Below are 15,465 nucleotides of genomic sequence, written 5' to 3'. Positions count from 1 at the left end.
AGCAGGATGTGCAGGGCGTACAGCCGGGGAATGATGATGCTGCCGGGGAAGTCGCCACCGAACAGCGCCCAGTGCAACCAGGTCCCGATCAGCGGCATCCCCAGGGTGATCGAGGAGAACGCCGCCCGCAGCCCGGTCCCGGAGAGCAGGTCATCGGGCAGGGAGTACCCGAAGTAGCCCTCGAACATGGCCAGGATCAGCAGCAGCGACCCGATCACCCAGTTCGCTTCGCGGGGGCGGCGGAACGCGCCGGTGAAGAAGACGCGCGCCAGGTGGACCATGATCGACGCGGCGAACAGCAGCGCGGCCCAGTGGTGGACCTGGCGGACGAACAGTCCGCCGCGCACTTCGAAGGAGATGTCCAACGCGGTCTCATAGGCCCGGGACATCTGAATGCCGTTGAGCGGCTGGTACACCCCGTGGTAGGTGACCTCGGCCATCGACGGGTCGAAGAACAACGTCAGGTAGACACCAGTGAGCAGCAGCACGATGAAGCTGTACAGCGCGATCTCACCGAGCAGGAACGACCAGTGCGTGGGGAACACCTTGTTGAGCTGACGACGTACCGCCGCCGACGGGTGATACCGCGAATCAATCGCGTCACCTTGATGGGCCGCGAGTTCAGCGAGCTTGGGACTCATGATGTGTGCTCCCGGGTTCGGCCTTCATTGTGCCGCGCGGGACGCGTCATGTTCTCGTCATGAGTGCCTTTGGGCGGCTTCGTCACGAATAGGTCATGGGTGTGACGCCCGGACCGTCATTCGCGCAGTTCGGCGTTGAAGGCCCGCATCGAGCCGATCACCGCCGTCAGCACCCGGTGGGCCGTCGCCAGCTCGGTCGCCGAGAACTCCTCGAGCGACGCCGCGGTGTGCTGAGCCAGCGGGCTGAAGAACGAGCGGGCGACCGCGTTGCCGTGGTCGGCGTAGCGCAGCAGGACCTTGCGGCGGTCGGACGGGTGCTGCTCCCGGGTTAGGTGGCCGGCCTGCACCATGCGGTCGACGAGGTAGGTGATCGCGGCCCCGGAGACGCCGATGCGCTGGCCGAGCTGACTCTGCGTCAAGGGTTCGCCGTCGCGCTCGGACACCATGACGTGCAGCAATGCCCGAAAGTCGTTGTCGTTCAGGTCATGTCGGGCGCAGAACACCCGACTGAGATCGTCGGACTCGGCGGACAGCGATTGCACGTCGGACACGATCAGCGCCTCGACGGCATCCCGCTTGGCGGCAGGTGAGCGGCTCACTCGGCTAGTCCTTCACTTGATTAATCATTAAGTGTCTTAATATACTCGCGGCATGAAGTCGTGGGACCGTTACGCCACCATTGTCTCCGGCCGGCGGTCGTGGATCGTCGCGCTGCTGATCGCCGTCGCGGCGGGCCTCCTGATGGCGGTCGCCGGCGCGAATGCCGGATCCACCCAGTCACCGGTGCCGGTGCCGCCGTCCGCCGAATCGGCCCGGGCCGCCGCGCTCGTCAAGGACTTCCCCGCCGGCGACGAAGCGCCGGTGCTCCTGGTGGTCTCGCGCGCCGACGGCGCCGCTCTCGCGCCGGCCGACCTCGCCAGCGGGGAGGACGCCCACCAGCGGGTGCTGGCCCGCGCGGGTGCGCAAGGGGGCGCACCGCTCTCGACGTCCGAGGATGGCGTCGTCGCCGTGGCCCCGGTACCAATCGCCGCCGACCTGTCCGGCTTCGACCTCGCCGACACCGTCGAGGGCCTGCGGTCCGCCGCGAACGACGGTGCGCCGCAAGGACTGCAGCTCCGCATCACCGGCGGACCGGCCTTCGGCGCCGACATCGCCGACTCGTTCTCCGGGGCGAACTTCACCCTGTTGGCGGTCACGGCCGCGGTCGTCGCGCTGCTGCTCATCGTCACCTATCGTTCGCCCATCCTGTGGTTGGTGCCACTCGCCGTCGTCGCCCTCGCCGACCAGACGGCCGCCGCACTCGGCGGCGTGGTCGCCGGCCTGACCGGATTGACCTCCGACGGCTCCACCACCGGCATCACCAGCGTGCTGGTGTTCGGCGCGGGCACCAACTACGCCCTGCTGCTGATCTCGCGCTACCGCGAAGAGCTCGCCGCGACACCGCAGCACCGCGATGCCTTGCGCGTCGCAGTGCGGCACGCCGGCCCGGCCATCCTCGCCAGCAACGCCACCGTGGTGCTCGCCCTGCTGACCCTGCTGCTGGCGGTGGTGCCGTCCACCCGCAGCCTCGGCGCACAGTCTGCCTGCGGGCTGGTGGTCGCCGCCCTGTTCGTCCTCGCCGTGCTGCCACCGTTGTTGGCGCTTCTCGGACCAAAGCTGTTCTGGCCCTTCGTTCCCCGCCGGGACCCGGGGCCCGCCGCGGCGGACCCCACCGCCTGGTACCGCGTGGCGACGTGGGTGAGCAACCACGCCGGCCGGGTCACCGTTGGCACCGTGGCCCTGCTCGCGGTCCTGTGCACAGGGGTGCTGGCCACACCGGTCGGGCTGACGCAGACCGAGCAGTTCCGGGTGAAGGCGGAATCGGTGTCGGCCTATGACACCCTCGCCGCCCACTTCCCCGGCGGCCTGTCCGCGCCCACGTCGGTCATCGGCCGGACCGACCACGCCGAGGACCTCCGGCGGGCGATCGCCGCCACCCCCGGCGTCGTCTCGACCCGCGACGTCGGCACCTCGCCGACCGGCCTGATCCAGTTCTCGGTGGTCGTCGACGCCGCGCCCGCCTCGCCGGCCGCCTTCGACGTCGTCGAACACCTGCGCGGATCGGTCCGCGGCGTCGACGACCAAGCGCTGGTCGGTGGCGCCGACGCCCAGGCACTCGACGCCCGCGCAGCCGCCCAGCGCGACCAGCGCGTGGTGATCCCGGCCATCCTGGTCGTGGTGCTGCTGGTGCTCTACGTCCTGCTTCGGGCCGCGTTGGCACCGGTGATCCTGGTGGCGGTGACGGTGCTCAGCGCGCTGGCGGCGCTGGGCCTCGGCGGCTGGCTCAGCGTCCACGCCCTCGGCTTTCCCGCGCTGGACGCCACCACTCCCCTGTTCGCGATCCTGTTCCTCGTCGCGCTCGGCGTGGACTACACGATCTTCCTGATCACCAGGGCCCGCGAGGAAACCCACGAACACGGCACCCGGGAGGGCGTCGTGCGGGCCGTCTCGGCCACCGGCGGGGTGATCACCAGCGCGGGCATCGTGCTGGCCGCGGTCTTCGCCGTCCTGGGCGTGCTGCCGCTGATCGTGCTCACCCAAATCGGCATCATCGTCGGGCTCGGCATCCTGCTGGACACGTTCCTGGTGCGCACCGTGATGATCCCCGCCGTGTTCACCCTCGTCGGGCCGCGAATCTGGTGGCCCGCCAACGTCGACCCGGAAGGCTGACCGATGTCCACGAGCAAAACCGAAGTGCGACGGGCCAATTCGTCGGCGCGGCCATGGCGGTGGATCTCCGCGCTCCTGGCGGTGAGCCAGCTGGCCACCCCGCCGGTCATCACCCGGGTGTTCGGCGACTTCCTGTCCTCCGGCGCGACCAACCGGGCGCTCGTCACGCCGTCGGGCTACGCGTTCTCCATCTGGGGGATGATCACCCTGCTGACCGTCGCCACGGGCGTCGCCGTGCTGCGATACGGGCTCGGATCGACGTGGGAGACGCGGATACTCGCCGAGCTGTCGGTGGTCTACACCGGTTTCAGCGCGTGGTTGGTCGTCGCGGCGCAAGACTGGCTGTGGCTCAGCGTGGCCGTCTTCGCGGCCATGGTCGTCGCCCTGGTCGACGTCGTCCGCCTGATGGTGCGCCACGACGGCGACCTGACGTGCCCACGCTGGGTGCGCCTGCTCGCGACGGTGACCTTTGGGCTCTATCTCGGGTGGAGCAGCGTGGCGGTGTTCGTCAACGTCGCGGCCGCGGCGATCCGGGCGGGCGCGCCGGCGGGGGACGTGGGCTGGCAGGCCGCCGTGCTGGTGGCCGCCACGGCGACCGCGATCGTGCTCACCGTCGTCCTGCGCGGCTCGCCCGGATACGTCGCCGCGGTGGCGTGGGCGCTGGTCGCCGTCGCGATCGGGGCGGCTCACCGCGGGTCGACGGTGCTCTCCGTCGTGTCCGCGGTCGCGACCGCCGTGATCGTGGGCACGGCGGCCGGCCAGATCGTCGGCACCCGCCGACGGCACGACCGATAGCGGCCCTACCGCAGCGGGGCGGCATCCTCCGGCCGCTCCGGGGTTCCCGCCCCGTGCCGGGCGCGCAGCCGCCGGTGCTCGACGAACTGCCAGACCACCCCGGCGACGACCGCCAGGCCAGCCAGCACCGCGCCGATCACCGCCAACGAGCTGCGGCCAACCGCGAAACCGGCCAGGCTCAGAGCGATCAAGGCCAGACCGAGGGCGATCAACCCGTAACCGGGCCAGCGCGCCGCATCCCTGAGGCCCTCGCCGGCGACGGGTCCGGCGGTACTGGTCGAGTCGTCTTGGTGTGCCATGTCCGCTATTCGTGGCCGATCGGGCAGTTCGGCACGTGACGTCACGTGTTCTCCGACACACCCACCGCCGGCGTGCGACTTCGGGAAGAATGCAGCCATGACCGCCACGGGCGACGTGCCCTCCCAACAGTTCGACTCCCGGCGCCACGAGCTAGCCGAGACGTACCTTCGGCCGACGGTCTCACGTCCGGCGTCGTCGGGTCGCGGGCTGCATCACACCGCGCTCGTCAGCGGCGACGTCGAGCGGACCATCCGGTTCTATCAGGAACTGCTCGAGTTCCCGCTGACCGAGCTCATCGAGAACCGGGACTACCACGGTTCGACGCACTTCTTCTTCGACATCGGCAACTCGAACCTGTTGGCGTTCTTCGACTTCCCCGGATTGGACACCGAACCGTACCGGGAGGTCCTCGGCGGGCTGCACCACGTGGCGATCAGCGTCGAACCCCAGCGGTGGCAGCACCTCAAGGACAAGCTCGCCGCGGCGAACGTCGAGGTCTCCGAGCACAGCGGGGTGTCGCTCTACTTCCGCGACCCCGACGGCGCGCGGATCGAACTGATCGCCGACCCGCTCGGTGAGATGTACGGCACACGGGTGCTCTGACCGACGACCCGTCCAGACCGACGGCGGCGACGAATCCTTACTGCGAGATTCCTACGAGCGATGTTGCGGGTGTGCATGAACTCAATCCAGACCGACGAGTTAGTCGTCCTCCTCGACGACGCGGGCCGCAGCATCGGCACGGCCCGCAAGGCCGACGTCCACGACGGGGCGACGCCCCTGCATCTCGCCTTCTCCTGCTACCTCTTCGACGACGACGGCCGGGTCCTGCTGACCCGCCGAGCGCTGGACAAGCGCGCGTTTCCCGGGGTGTGGACCAACTCGTTCTGCGGCCATCCGGCGCCCGACGAGCCGATGGAGGACGCGGTGATCCGCCGGGCCCGCGCCGAACTGGGCGTCGACGTGGCCGATCTGCGCTGTGTGCTGCCCGACTTCCGCTACCGCGCCGTCGACGCCGGCGGGGTGGTGGAGAACGAGGTGTGCCCGGTCTTCTGTGCGCGCGCCGCCGGACCACTGGACGCCGACCCCGACGAGATCATGGATTCGGCGTGGGTGCCGTGGCACCAGTTGCGCGCGGCAACCGAGATGCCGTGGGCGATCAGCCCGTGGGCCGTCGAGCAGGTGCCGTTGCTCGACGCCGCGCGATCTCACTAGTCACCGACTGCACGGAAGCTTGCGCCCCTCCTCGAGGAACGCTCCAACAAGCGCGCGGTCGGCGAATCGCTGGCTTAGCGCCCAGACCTCAGCGCGTAGAGCCGCTCCGCGTAGGCCAGATCGTCGCGCCACAGCCGTGCGGCGGCGGCCCGCATCAGGGGCTTGATCACGGGCGCCGCGACCAAGCCCTTGCCAAAGTTGGGTCGGTCCGAATGCGCGATGACGGCCTCCAGCACCGCGGTGCGTGGCAGCCCGTCGGGGCCGGAACCCAGTGGGGTGCCGTGGGTTTCGACGACGCTGCCCACACCCTCCCCCTCGACGATGCGCATGACGACCGTCCGCGGTCCCGGCGCCGTGAACTCGGCGATCACCGGCACGCCGAGCTTGCCGAGCCGGAAGGTGACGTCGACGACGAAGCGGTCTTGCGCCTCGGGGAGCTCGTCGACGGCGGGCGGCGCACTGAGCACCTTGAGCTGGGTGAAGGAGTACGGGTGGAACCAGGCGCCGTGCCACGGGTCCAGCCGGTTGGCGACGATGTCGCGGGGCTCGCACGTGCCCTCGAGCCTGGCGACGGCGGCCATCTGCGGATGGCCCGGCCGCTCGGGGACGATCGGGGCGTCGGTGGGCTCCTCGCCCCCGACGGCGTCGAGCCGGACCCAGGCCAGCACGCCGTCGTCGTACGCGGGGAACGACTTCCAGGTACCGTGCCGGCGGTCGGTGAGCCGCAGCCCGTGCCACGGACACACCAGCGCGCCGCACTCCACCGGCGCGGTCGCGAGGTCGGCGCCGAGATGCGGGCACGCCCGAGGGGCGACGAGCAGTTCGCCGTCCGCGCCACGCCACGCGACGATCTGCACACCCGCCACCACGGAACCCGTTGCCCTGGTGGCGATCTTCGAACTCGCGGCGAACGGGAACCAGTTCCCGCTCGGACGACGCTCGGCGCGGGTCAGCGCAGAGGAGATGACCCGTGGGTCGGCGTCGGCGTAGGTCGGCGTCTGCGCCGCCCAGTCCAGGGCCGGCAGCGTGGTGAACGGCCAGCTCTTGGCCACGTTGGCGCGAAACTCGGTGAAAGCGCTCATGTCCGTCGACCCTCCTGTCGTGCCACCAGCTTGCGAAGCAGTGTGGACCGGCCGCGGTTTGGCACGGTGTGCACCTCGTGGCCGGCCAGTCCGAAGACGCCGAGCAATTCGTTGGCCGCCGTCCACCCGGTCGTGGCCGCCCGTTCCATCAGGGCGACGGGCAGGTCGACGCGAATGCCGTCACCGGCCAGCACCACCCGCGGGTCCGGGGTGACGACGGTGGGCCGTCGCTCGAAGTCGCCGGGCCCGAAGGTCGGACAATCCTCGCGGCGCAGCAGTCGTTCGTCCACGACGGTCGCCCCGGCGGTCTCCGGGTACAGCTCGTGCATGCGGGACAGCAGGCTGTCACGCACGTCGGCGTCGTCGCCGGTGACGGAGTAGCCGTGCAGCTCGACCACCGAACCCCCCGTGCGCGCGGCCCATTGGGCGGCTTCGCGCTCGTAGCGCTCCAGCACGCTGACGTTGTCCAGCGGCGGTCTGCCGCCGGTGCCCAGGAACGCCGCCCGGTCGGAGTGCACCGGCCGGTCCAGCCACAGCCGCAGCACCACGAACGGCGGCGCGTTGCCCACGTCGGCCACCCGTCGTCGCCAGTCGTCGTCGCCGAGGTCGGGCGAGGCCGCCACGATCCGCCGCAGTCCGGCGACGTCGGTCGCCAACACCACCGCGTCGGCGGTGAACTCCTCGTCGGCGCCGCACGTCACCCGCACCTCGTCGCCGAGTGCCACCGATTGCACCGAGGTCCCGGTGTGGAAGCGAACACCGTTGCCCTCGAGGTACTTTCGCAGCGGATTCCACAGCGCGTCGTCGAAGTTCGCGTTGGCCACGTCGAACACCAGGCCCTCGTCGGAGCCGAGGAAGTAGATGTGGAACATCGTCACCAACTCCGCCGCCGAGAGCTTCTCGGGTTTGACGAAGAAGCTCCTGGCGAACACCTCGAACGCCAAGTGGCGCGCAGCGTCGGGAAAGTTGATGTCCTGCAGGAACTCCGCCGCGGTCCGGTGGTCGAGGTCATGGTAGGTCTGGGGCACCGACGCGGTGGCCAACGGCGCGGCGGCCATTCCGTCGATCCTGACCAGATCGCGAAGCCGAAAGGTGGGGCTGCGCAAGGCAAAGGTCAGCGCGTTGAGCGGGGGCGTGCGCGGCAGGCCGCGGAACGTGTCGCGGCGCCCGTCGGCGTCGACCAGGGGGTAGTCCTCGACCGGGGTCAGCGCCGACAGGTGTGGATCCGACCGGCGCAGGAGGGCGCGCAGGTTGTAGTACTGCCGAAAGAAGGCGTGGAAACCACGGTTCATCGCCACTGCGGAACCGTCGCCGAGGGTGTCGGGCCAGCCGCCGACCCGACCGCCCACGTAGTCGTTGGCCTCGACGACGTCGACGGCGACGCCACGTTCGCTGAGACCGGCGGCGGCCGCCAGACCGGCGATGCCGGCCCCGACGACGACCACCCGCGGCGGGTGCGGCAGCGCGCTGGCGTGAGCCAAACCCGGTCGCGCAGGCACGGTTTCGCGAAGCTTGTCCACGCCTACTCCTTCCGGTGCCGCAGTCGCGCGCCCCAGGCCCTTACGATGCCCGTTCCGGCGACGGCGGCGCGACGCCCCTTGCCGACGGAGGCACGCTGGCTGAAGATCTCGAAGTCGATCTCCTCGATTCGGTCGAGGATCTCGGAGTAGAGCTTCAACGCCGTCTCGACGCACGGCCGCGAGGCTGGGGCCAGCTGGGCGACGCCCGGCCGGGCCGCGACGTACACCCGCCGCGTGACGTCGTGCTGTTCCCGAAGCGCCCGGCGCACCCGGGAGTCGATCCGCCGGTTGGTCTGACACCACGTCAGGACGTCGCGGTCGACACCGTGCACGGCGAGTTCGTCGGCGGGCAGGTACACCCGGCCACGCCGCAGGTCCTCGTCGACGTCGCGCAGGAAGTTGGTGAGCTGGAAGGCCTTTCCGAGGGCGGCGGCGAACGGTGCGGCGTCCTCCCGCGGGCCGACGGTCCCGAGGATGGGCAGCATCTGCAGCCCGATCACCTCGGCCGACCCGTACATGTAGCGCTCGAGGGACGCCCGGTCCGGATAGTCGGTGACCGTCAGGTCCATTCGCATCGAGGCCAGGAAGTCGTCGAACAGCTGCCATCCGATGTCGTAGCGGCGGGCGGCGTGCACCACGGCCGTGAGCGTGGGGTCGTCGGCGCACGCCTGGTTCTCCACGAGGCAGTTGAACAGCTGCGTGGAGAACCGCTGGAGCTGCTGGGCCCGCACCTCGTCACCGCGGCTGTCGTCGAACTCGTCGAGGATGTCGTCCGCGCGGCGGGCGAAGCCGTACAGCGCGTGCACCGCCGGGCGCTGGGCGGGCGCCAACAGCCGGGTCGCCAGGAAGAACGTCTTGCCGTCGCGGGCGTTGATCTCGCGGCACGTTCGATAGGCCTCCCGCAACGACGGGTCGAGTACCCCGGCGGCGTCCAGTTCGGAGCTGATCATCGCCCCACGACCTCTCGATTCGCCTGCCGCACCGGCACTCCGGTGATCCGGTCGGCGGCCAGTCGGCCGGACATGACGGCGGTCGGGACACCGACCCCCGGCACTGTGGAGGAGCCGGCGAGAACCACGTTGTCGACTCCGCGCACGGTGTTGGCCGGCCGGAAGGGACCGGTCTGGGCGAAGGTGTGCGCCAACGCGAAGGGCGTTCCGGCCAGCATGCCCTGGCGGCCCCAGTCCGCGGGTGTGACCACCGACAGCACCTCCATGTCGTCTCCGACGTGCGGCAACCGTTCCCGGACGGCGCCCAGCATGTGCTCCACGTAGGCCGACGAGGTGGCGTCGTCCCAATTCACCGTGCCGACTTCGGTGTTGGGCGTCGGCGCCAACACGTAGAGGAGGTCGCGGCCGGGCGGGGCCAGGCTCGGATCGCCGGCCGTCGGCCGCGTCACCAGAAGCGACGGGTCGCCCATGACCCGGCCGTCGGTGATGATGTCGGTGAAGGTCTGCTTCCAGGCCTCGCCGAACAGGATCGTGTGATGGCCGACCGACGAGTCGACCGCCGGCACGCCGACGTGCGCCACGACCGCCGACGGCGCCGGGCGCAACTTCAGCAATCGTCGCGGTGCATGGTCCAGCAGCCGGTAGGTCTCGGGAAGCTCGGTGGTGAGCACCACGGCGTCGGCGGGGATGCGCTGCCCTCCGTCGGTGAGCACGGCGGTGGCCCGCGAACCGCTTCGCTCGATGCCGGAAACCGTTGCTCCGTAGACGAATTCGACGCCCGCGCTGGCAGCCGCGGCGGCCATCGCGTCGGGCAGCGCCCGCATGCCGCCGCGGGGGAAGTACACGCCGGCGACGGTGTCCATGTAGGCGATCACCGCGTACACCGCCAGCGCGCTCTGCGGGGGCACCCCCGCGTAGAGGGCCTGGAAGGTGAACACCCGCAGCAGTCGCTCGTCGCTGAGGAACTTGCGAATCACGCTCTCCCAGCGGCGGAAACCGCCCATCGCGAGCAGCCGCCCCAGTTGCGGGGTCAGCAGCGACAGTGGCGAGTCGAAGTTGGCGCCGATGAAGCCGTCGAACTCCGTGTCGTAGAGCGCCGTCAGCCACTGGCGCATCTGCAGGTAGGCGTCGGCCTCCTTGCGGCTGGAGAACCGTTCGACCTCGGCGTACATCGCCGTCGGGTCGGTGTGCACCTTCAGGGTGTCGCCACCGGCGAACACCGCGTTGTAGGCCGGGTGGACGGGCAGCAGTTCGAGGCGGTCGGTGAGCTTCTCCCCGACGGCGGCCATCGCGTCGTCGATGATGTCGGGCATCGTCAGCACGGTGGGTCCCATGTCGAGGCGATATCCGGAGACGTCGGCCCGGCCCACCCGTCCGCCGGGATGCTCCTCGCGTTCGACCACGGTGACGTTGCGGCCCCGCCCGGCCAGGTACAGCGCCGCCGACAGCCCCGACAGGCCACCACCGACCACGACGACCCGGTCGGTCTTACCCTTTACGGTGCGCATCACGCACTCCTCTCGGTGCAGTACACGGCCATGTCTTCCAATGCGGCGCGGGCAGGTTGGGGAATTCCGGCCGTGTCGAGACAGCCGAGCGCCTGAGACAGCCGCTCCTCGATGAGTTCCTCGATCCACTGCGCCGCGCCACTGGCGACGATCAGCGTCCGCCACCGTTCGGCGTCGGCGGCGGTCAGGGTCGGGGTGCTCATCAGGTCCGCGAGTTGGCGTTGCAGCCCGGCGTCGGCCAGCTGGTACGCGGCGACCACGACGCTGGTGGCCTTTTGCGCCTCGAGGTCGATGCCGACGGACTTGCCGGTCACCGTCGGCGAGCCCGAGATGCCCAGGAGGTCGTCGCGCAGCTGGAACGCCTCGCCGATCGCGGAGCCGTACTGGCCGAGCGCGTCGACGACGTCCGGTCGGCAGCCGGCCATCGCCGCCCCGATCTCCAGTGGCCGCCGCACGGTGTAGTTGCCCGACTTGCGGCGTGCCACGTCGAGCACCTCGTCGAAGGTGGGGAACGCGTGGGAGTCGTTGACCAGGTCGGCGAGTTGACCGACCGCCAGCTCGACGCGCATGTCGTCGTAGCGAGGCCACACCCGCGCAAGGGACTCGTCGCCGACGCCGCTCTGCCGCAGCATCTTCTCGCCCCACACCAGGCAGAGGTCGCCGAGGACGGTCGCCGCCGACTCGCCGAAGCGGTCCGAGGAATCGGTCAGCCCGCGCCCCCGGTGCCAGGCACTCAACGCCACGTGGGCGGCGGGGCGGCCACGGCGCAACGCCGACTCGTCCATCACGTCGTCCTGCAGAAGGGCGAAGGCGTGGAGCAACTCCAGGCTGGCCGAGGCGCGCAACGCCGACTGGTCCTCCTCCGCGCCGCACAGCCAGCCCAGGTACATGAACGTCGACCGCACGTACTTGCCGCCGTCGAGGAAGTCCGACAGCACCCGGCTGGCGACGTCGACCCCGGTGCCGTCGAGCTGGGGCAGGCATTCGGTGGCGACGAAGTCGGCGAGCAGGGCCCGCACCTCACCGCGGACGTCGACCGACCCACGGACGGCTCTGACCGCCGGCAACGGGCGGTGTCCACGTCGTCGACGGCGGGACAGGACGAGCCCCGATCCGTCGTGGTCGTCGCCGTTCATGTGCACGGATTGCCCACTCGGCACGGTCTCAAGCCTCGCCTTCACACGTCGTACGACTACGTCTGATTTGATCCGTCGTGTTCGTTGCGCCAGTCCCCACGAAGAGGCATTCGGAGCCGGCGGGGGTCTGGCGGGGTGTGAGCTGCGCAATATTTACGCGCAGGCAAGGGTCAGGCGTGGCGACCACCCAGTTCCGCCTCGTCGCCCGAGTGCCGGACCGCGGCGTCCGAGACGCGCTGATGCGCGGTCCTCAGCAGCAGGTCGTGCTCCATCCGGCGCGACGGTGACGACGATCGGGCGAGTTCGACCAGGTCCTTCGACACCTGCTGGGCGATCAGCCGCAGCTTCACGTTGTGCTGCTGGGACTGCTCGCGCAGACGCTGAAACGCTTCGTCGGCGTCGATCCCGTACATGAACATGAGCATGCCCTTCGCCTGCTCGATGATGGCACGGTTCGCGTCGAATTCGAAGGCGGCGTCGGCGTCCCTGCTGCTCGACGTCGACTCCGTCGCGGCCGAGTCACCGTCGCAGGATCTGCCGTGTCCCGGATCGGCGCACGGGATGCCCATTCGCTGTCGCTCTGACTGCATGACACCCCTGCCGCAATTGGACGAGTAGTCCTTTTCTGAACTATTCGTCCAATAGTGCCCGTAGAAGGGCGCCCAGGTCAACGACCCGTGCGGTCACCCCTGGTCACGGGCATCGTCAGCCGAAACACCGCGCCGACGTCGGAGGGTTCGCAGACCAGATCGCCGCCATGTGCCCGCGCCAGCGCCCGGGCAATCGGCAGCCCGAGCCCGGCGCCTCCGTGGTCTCGGTTGCGCGAGGCGTCCAGCCGCACCAAACGGTCGAACACCCGCTCGCGATCGGCCGCCGCGACGCCCTCGCCGGTGTCGCTGACGACGAGGTGGGCGACGGGGTGATCGGGTCCGCCGCGCACGTCGACGTGCACGGTGATCCGCCCACCGGCCGGCGTGTAGCGGCGCGCGTTGTCGAGCAGGTTCGCCAGGATTTGGCCGACGCGGTGCGGGTCGGCGGGAATCACGAGGCGGTCGACGCCCGTCCGCACCACCGTGATCTGCGGTGCAAGCATGTCGGCCCGTTCCACCTGGGCGTCGGCGATGCCGACCACGTCGACGTCGCCGATCCGCAGCGGCAACCCGGCGTCGATGCGACTCAGGTCCAGCATGTCGGTGACCAGCCGCCCGGCCCGGCGGGCATCCGACAGCAGCAGCGCCAGACGGCGCTTGGTGCGCGACGACGCGTCCGGGGAGGTGTCGTCGGCGGTGTTGGTCAGCTGCTCGGCGGCGACCTGGATGCCGGCCAGCGGGGTGCGCAGTTCGTGTGCGGCGTCGGCCAGGAAGTCCCGCGTCTGCGCCTCGGCCCGGCGGGCCGCCTCCGCCGCCTCGTGCGCCTGCCGCTCGGCGGCCTCCAACGCGTCCAGCATGACGTCGAAAGCCGCTGCGGCGCTGCCGAGTTCGGTGTTCGGTCGGTCGGGACGCAGGCGGCGGCCGCGGTCACCGGCGCTGATCGCCCTGGCCACCATGGTCAACCGGTCCAGGGGTCGCAGCGCGCCGCGGGCAACGGCGATCAGCAGCGCGGCGGCCACCACGAGGGTGACGGCGCCCGCCCCGATCAGCAGCTCGCGAAGGTCGCGCACGGCGGCGGTGGCCGGGGTGGTGTCGGCGACGAGGATCACCCGAGACCCGTCGGGCAGCGGCTGCACCATCGCCGTGTTGGTCTCGTCGGGGGGCTGCGGCGGTGGGGGCGGCGGCGGTGGGCCGCCCGGCTTGCCGGGTCCGTCCGGCCGGCCGGGTGGCGACGGCGGGGCCGGAGGTGCGAGGGCCGTACCGGGCCCCGCCACGGTGTCGGGGCTGATCGCCGGATCCCCGTAGGCCTGCCCGTCGGCCGTCACCAGCAGCGCCCGGATGCCGCCCCCGTTCAACTCGGCCGCCGTCTGCTGCGGCGAGGCGCCGGACTGCGCGAGCGCGTCGGCGCGGGCCGCCGTGGCCACCAGTCGGTCGTGCAGGTCGCGGTTGACCTGGGCGCCGAAGGCGAAGTCGATCACCACGCCGAAGACGACGAGCGCGGTCGCCAGCAGCGCCAACGCCGACAGCGTGACGCGGCGGCGCAGCGACGGAGTCTCGGTCACGAGGTCGTGGGTCGCAGTTGGTAGCCAATTCCCCTGCTGGTGTGCAGGATTCGCGGGCCGTGCGCCTCGAGTTTGCGGCGCAGCGCACTGACGTAGACCTGAACCAGGTTGGCGTCGTAGGCGTCGTAACCCCAGACGGCGGTGAGGATCTGCTCCTTGCTGACCAGGCGGCCGCGTTGATCGGCGAGGTAGGCCAGCAGCCGCAGCTCGGTGGCCGTGAGGTCCAACGGGTGACCGGCGCGGGTGGCCGTGCCCGCGTCGACGTCGAGCATCAGATCGCCGAGTTGCACGGCCGACGGCAACCGCCCACGGCGCCTCAGCACCGACCCGACCCGTGACACCAACTCGGCCAGCTCGAAGGGCTTGACCACGTAGTCGTCGGCGCCGCCGTCCAGTCCGCGCAGCCGATCGTCGAGCCCGTCGCGTGCGGTGAGCAGGACGATGCCGGTGTCCCCGTAGTCGCGGACCACGTTGATCAGAGCGAAGCCGTCGCGGCCGGGCATCATCACGTCGAGCACCACCAGGTCGGGCCGGAACCCGTGCAGGACCTCCTCCAGTCCCGCGCCGTCGGGGCGTGCGCCGGTGACGTACCCCGCGTCGTCGAGGGCTTCGCTGACCATCTCTCGGATCGTCTCGGAATCTTCGACGACCAGGACCCGGGCGCGCGGCTCTGGACGCAACGGTGCGCGACTGGTCATGCGTTCATTGTGTCCCGTAGCGGCCCCACCTTCCTGAAGCGAAGCTGAAGGAATCGCCGCGGGCCCCCATTCTTCAGGTTCGCTTCAACTTGAGCCAGCAACGTCGTCACCAGCAACCGCCAACCAAAGTGAGGACGACGTGAACGACGACAACACCGAGAACACCGACAACTTGAGCACGCAGCACGTAGAGCACGTGGAGCCCGAGACGCCGGCCCAGAAGCCCGCCAGCCGGTGGTCGGACACCGGCGACCGAGTTCGTCAGCACCCCATCGGGGTTGCCGTCGGCACGGGCGTCGCGGCCCTGATCGTGGGCGGCCTGCTGGGCGCCGCCCTCTTCGGCGGACCCTCGCCCGACGTGGGCCCGGCCGGGATGTCCACCCACTACGCGGCACAGGGCGAGATGTGCGCGCCGCCGCCACCGCCCCCAGGTGGGGGACCCGGCGGCCAGTTCGGTGGTCCGCCTCCCCCGCCACCTCCGGGTGGTCCCGGCGCGCCCGGGGGCCAGTTCGGCGGCCCGCCGCCACCACCCCCGGGTGGTCCGGGTGGTCCGGGTGCGCCCGGTGGACCTGCAGGTCCGCGCGGACCGGGCGGACCGGACGGTCCGGGCGGGGCCGCGGGCCCGGGGAACTAGCAGCCCGCCCCCGCCCCGCAACAGGGTGGGGGCGCCGCCCCCGCTCCGGCCGCGCCCGCCGCACCCTCGACACCTCTGCTGCCTGCCGAGCAGCCCGCTCGGTAACCGGTTCGTTCCCCGGCAGA

The 15,465-nt window shown here is 70.8% G+C and carries 16 protein-coding genes; 5 read left to right on the top strand and 11 right to left on the bottom strand.

Annotated features, from left to right (window positions below):
• A partial coding sequence (locus H7J06_RS20440; protein WP_264036878.1) for a cytochrome b occupies positions 1–641 on the bottom strand: 641 nt, incomplete at its 3' end.
• A 116-nt stretch (positions 642–757) separates the two neighbouring features.
• Positions 758–1,240 (bottom strand): MarR family winged helix-turn-helix transcriptional regulator, encoded by a 483-nt coding sequence (locus H7J06_RS20435; protein ID WP_264040904.1) that lies wholly within the window; start codon positions 1,238–1,240, stop codon positions 758–760.
• Positions 1,241–1,292: 52 nt separating this feature from the next.
• Here H7J06_RS20435 and H7J06_RS20430 point away from each other — a divergent pair, with 52 nt between their 5' ends.
• Positions 1,293–3,350, top strand: coding sequence for an MMPL family transporter (locus tag H7J06_RS20430; protein ID WP_264040902.1), 2,058 nt, complete (start codon positions 1,293–1,295; stop codon positions 3,348–3,350).
• A gap of 3 nt (positions 3,351–3,353) precedes the next feature.
• Positions 3,354–4,145, top strand: a complete 792-nt coding sequence (locus H7J06_RS20425) for a TspO-related membrane protein (RefSeq protein WP_264040901.1) — start codon at positions 3,354–3,356, stop codon at positions 4,143–4,145.
• 5 nt (positions 4,146–4,150) lie between these two features.
• Here H7J06_RS20425 and H7J06_RS20420 read toward each other — a convergent pair whose 3' ends face one another.
• A complete protein-coding gene (locus tag H7J06_RS20420; protein WP_264040900.1) occupies positions 4,151–4,444 on the bottom strand; it encodes a V-type ATP synthase subunit I domain-containing protein in 294 nt (97 codons plus the stop codon).
• A 97-nt stretch (positions 4,445–4,541) separates the two neighbouring features.
• On the opposite strand from H7J06_RS20420, the gene H7J06_RS20415 reads away from it, so the two are divergent.
• Complete coding sequence (locus H7J06_RS20415; RefSeq protein WP_264040899.1) at positions 4,542–5,048, top strand: VOC family protein; 507 nt, start codon at positions 4,542–4,544, stop codon at positions 5,046–5,048.
• A gap of 75 nt (positions 5,049–5,123) precedes the next feature.
• The gene (gene idi / locus H7J06_RS20410; protein WP_264040898.1) at positions 5,124–5,660 is read left to right on the top strand and encodes an isopentenyl-diphosphate Delta-isomerase; all 537 of its coding nucleotides are present in this window, start codon (positions 5,124–5,126) and stop codon (positions 5,658–5,660) included.
• Between the two features lie 74 nt (positions 5,661–5,734).
• On the opposite strand, the gene H7J06_RS20405 is transcribed toward idi, so the two are convergent.
• The 8 genes from H7J06_RS20405 to H7J06_RS20370 form a co-directional block, all read right to left on the bottom strand.
• Positions 5,735–6,742, bottom strand: coding sequence for a DUF5914 domain-containing protein (locus H7J06_RS20405; protein ID WP_264040897.1), 1,008 nt, complete (start codon positions 6,740–6,742; stop codon positions 5,735–5,737).
• Positions 6,739–8,262: an FAD-dependent oxidoreductase gene (locus tag H7J06_RS20400; protein ID WP_264040896.1), complete on the bottom strand. Its 1,524-nt coding sequence runs from the start codon at positions 8,260–8,262 to the stop codon at positions 6,739–6,741. The genes H7J06_RS20405 and H7J06_RS20400 overlap by 4 nt, the downstream gene beginning before the upstream one ends.
• Before the next feature lie 2 nt (positions 8,263–8,264).
• Complete coding sequence (locus H7J06_RS20395; protein WP_264040895.1) at positions 8,265–9,212, bottom strand: phytoene/squalene synthase family protein; 948 nt, start codon at positions 9,210–9,212, stop codon at positions 8,265–8,267.
• On the bottom strand, positions 9,209–10,720 hold the full coding sequence (crtI, locus tag H7J06_RS20390; RefSeq protein ID WP_264040894.1) for a phytoene desaturase family protein: 1,512 nt from the start codon (positions 10,718–10,720) through the stop codon (positions 9,209–9,211). The genes H7J06_RS20395 and crtI overlap by 4 nt, the downstream gene beginning before the upstream one ends.
• Complete coding sequence (locus H7J06_RS20385) at positions 10,720–11,880, bottom strand: polyprenyl synthetase family protein (protein ID WP_264040892.1); 1,161 nt, start codon at positions 11,878–11,880, stop codon at positions 10,720–10,722. Before H7J06_RS20385 ends, crtI begins: the two co-directional genes overlap by 1 nt.
• Positions 11,881–12,026: 146 nt before the next feature.
• Positions 12,027–12,446, bottom strand: coding sequence for an ANTAR domain-containing protein (locus H7J06_RS32705; RefSeq protein WP_264040891.1), 420 nt, complete (start codon positions 12,444–12,446; stop codon positions 12,027–12,029).
• A gap of 77 nt (positions 12,447–12,523) precedes the next feature.
• The gene (locus H7J06_RS20375; RefSeq protein ID WP_264040890.1) at positions 12,524–14,008 is read right to left on the bottom strand and encodes a HAMP domain-containing sensor histidine kinase; all 1,485 of its coding nucleotides are present in this window, start codon (positions 14,006–14,008) and stop codon (positions 12,524–12,526) included.
• Positions 14,005–14,706, bottom strand: a complete 702-nt coding sequence (locus H7J06_RS20370) for a response regulator transcription factor (protein ID WP_264040889.1) — start codon at positions 14,704–14,706, stop codon at positions 14,005–14,007. The genes H7J06_RS20375 and H7J06_RS20370 overlap by 4 nt, the downstream gene beginning before the upstream one ends.
• 139 nt (positions 14,707–14,845) lie before the next feature.
• Between H7J06_RS20370 and H7J06_RS20365 the strand changes: the two genes are divergently transcribed.
• Positions 14,846–15,340: a hypothetical protein gene (locus H7J06_RS20365; RefSeq protein WP_264040886.1), complete on the top strand. Its 495-nt coding sequence runs from the start codon at positions 14,846–14,848 to the stop codon at positions 15,338–15,340.
• Positions 15,341–15,465 lie beyond the last annotated feature (125 nt).

The organism is Mycolicibacterium hodleri (assembly GCF_025822245.1).
GTDB lineage: Bacteria > Actinomycetota > Actinomycetes > Mycobacteriales > Mycobacteriaceae > Mycobacterium > Mycobacterium hodleri.
This window is presented reverse-complemented; position numbering and strand designations above follow the sequence as displayed.

Bases quoted from the DNA above. Each gene is read 5' to 3' on its own strand.
- H7J06_RS20425 (WP_264040901.1), top strand. From the start codon at position 3,354: ATGTCCACGAGCAAAACCGAAGTGCGACGGGCCAATTCGTCGGCGCGG.
- H7J06_RS32705 (WP_264040891.1), bottom strand. From the start codon at position 12,446: ATGCAGTCAGAGCGACAGCGAATGGGCATCCCGTGCGCCGATCCGGGA.
- H7J06_RS20420 (WP_264040900.1), bottom strand. From the start codon at position 4,444: ATGGCACACCAAGACGACTCGACCAGTACCGCCGGACCCGTCGCCGGC.
- crtI (WP_264040894.1), bottom strand. From the start codon at position 10,720: ATGCGCACCGTAAAGGGTAAGACCGACCGGGTCGTCGTGGTCGGTGGT.
- H7J06_RS20415 (WP_264040899.1), top strand. From the start codon at position 4,542: ATGACCGCCACGGGCGACGTGCCCTCCCAACAGTTCGACTCCCGGCGC.
- H7J06_RS20370 (WP_264040889.1), bottom strand. From the start codon at position 14,706: ATGACCAGTCGCGCACCGTTGCGTCCAGAGCCGCGCGCCCGGGTCCTG.
- idi (WP_264040898.1), top strand. From the start codon at position 5,124: ATGAACTCAATCCAGACCGACGAGTTAGTCGTCCTCCTCGACGACGCG.
- H7J06_RS20430 (WP_264040902.1), top strand. From the start codon at position 1,293: ATGAAGTCGTGGGACCGTTACGCCACCATTGTCTCCGGCCGGCGGTCG.
- H7J06_RS20395 (WP_264040895.1), bottom strand. From the start codon at position 9,212: ATGATCAGCTCCGAACTGGACGCCGCCGGGGTACTCGACCCGTCGTTG.
- H7J06_RS20405 (WP_264040897.1), bottom strand. From the start codon at position 6,742: ATGAGCGCTTTCACCGAGTTTCGCGCCAACGTGGCCAAGAGCTGGCCG.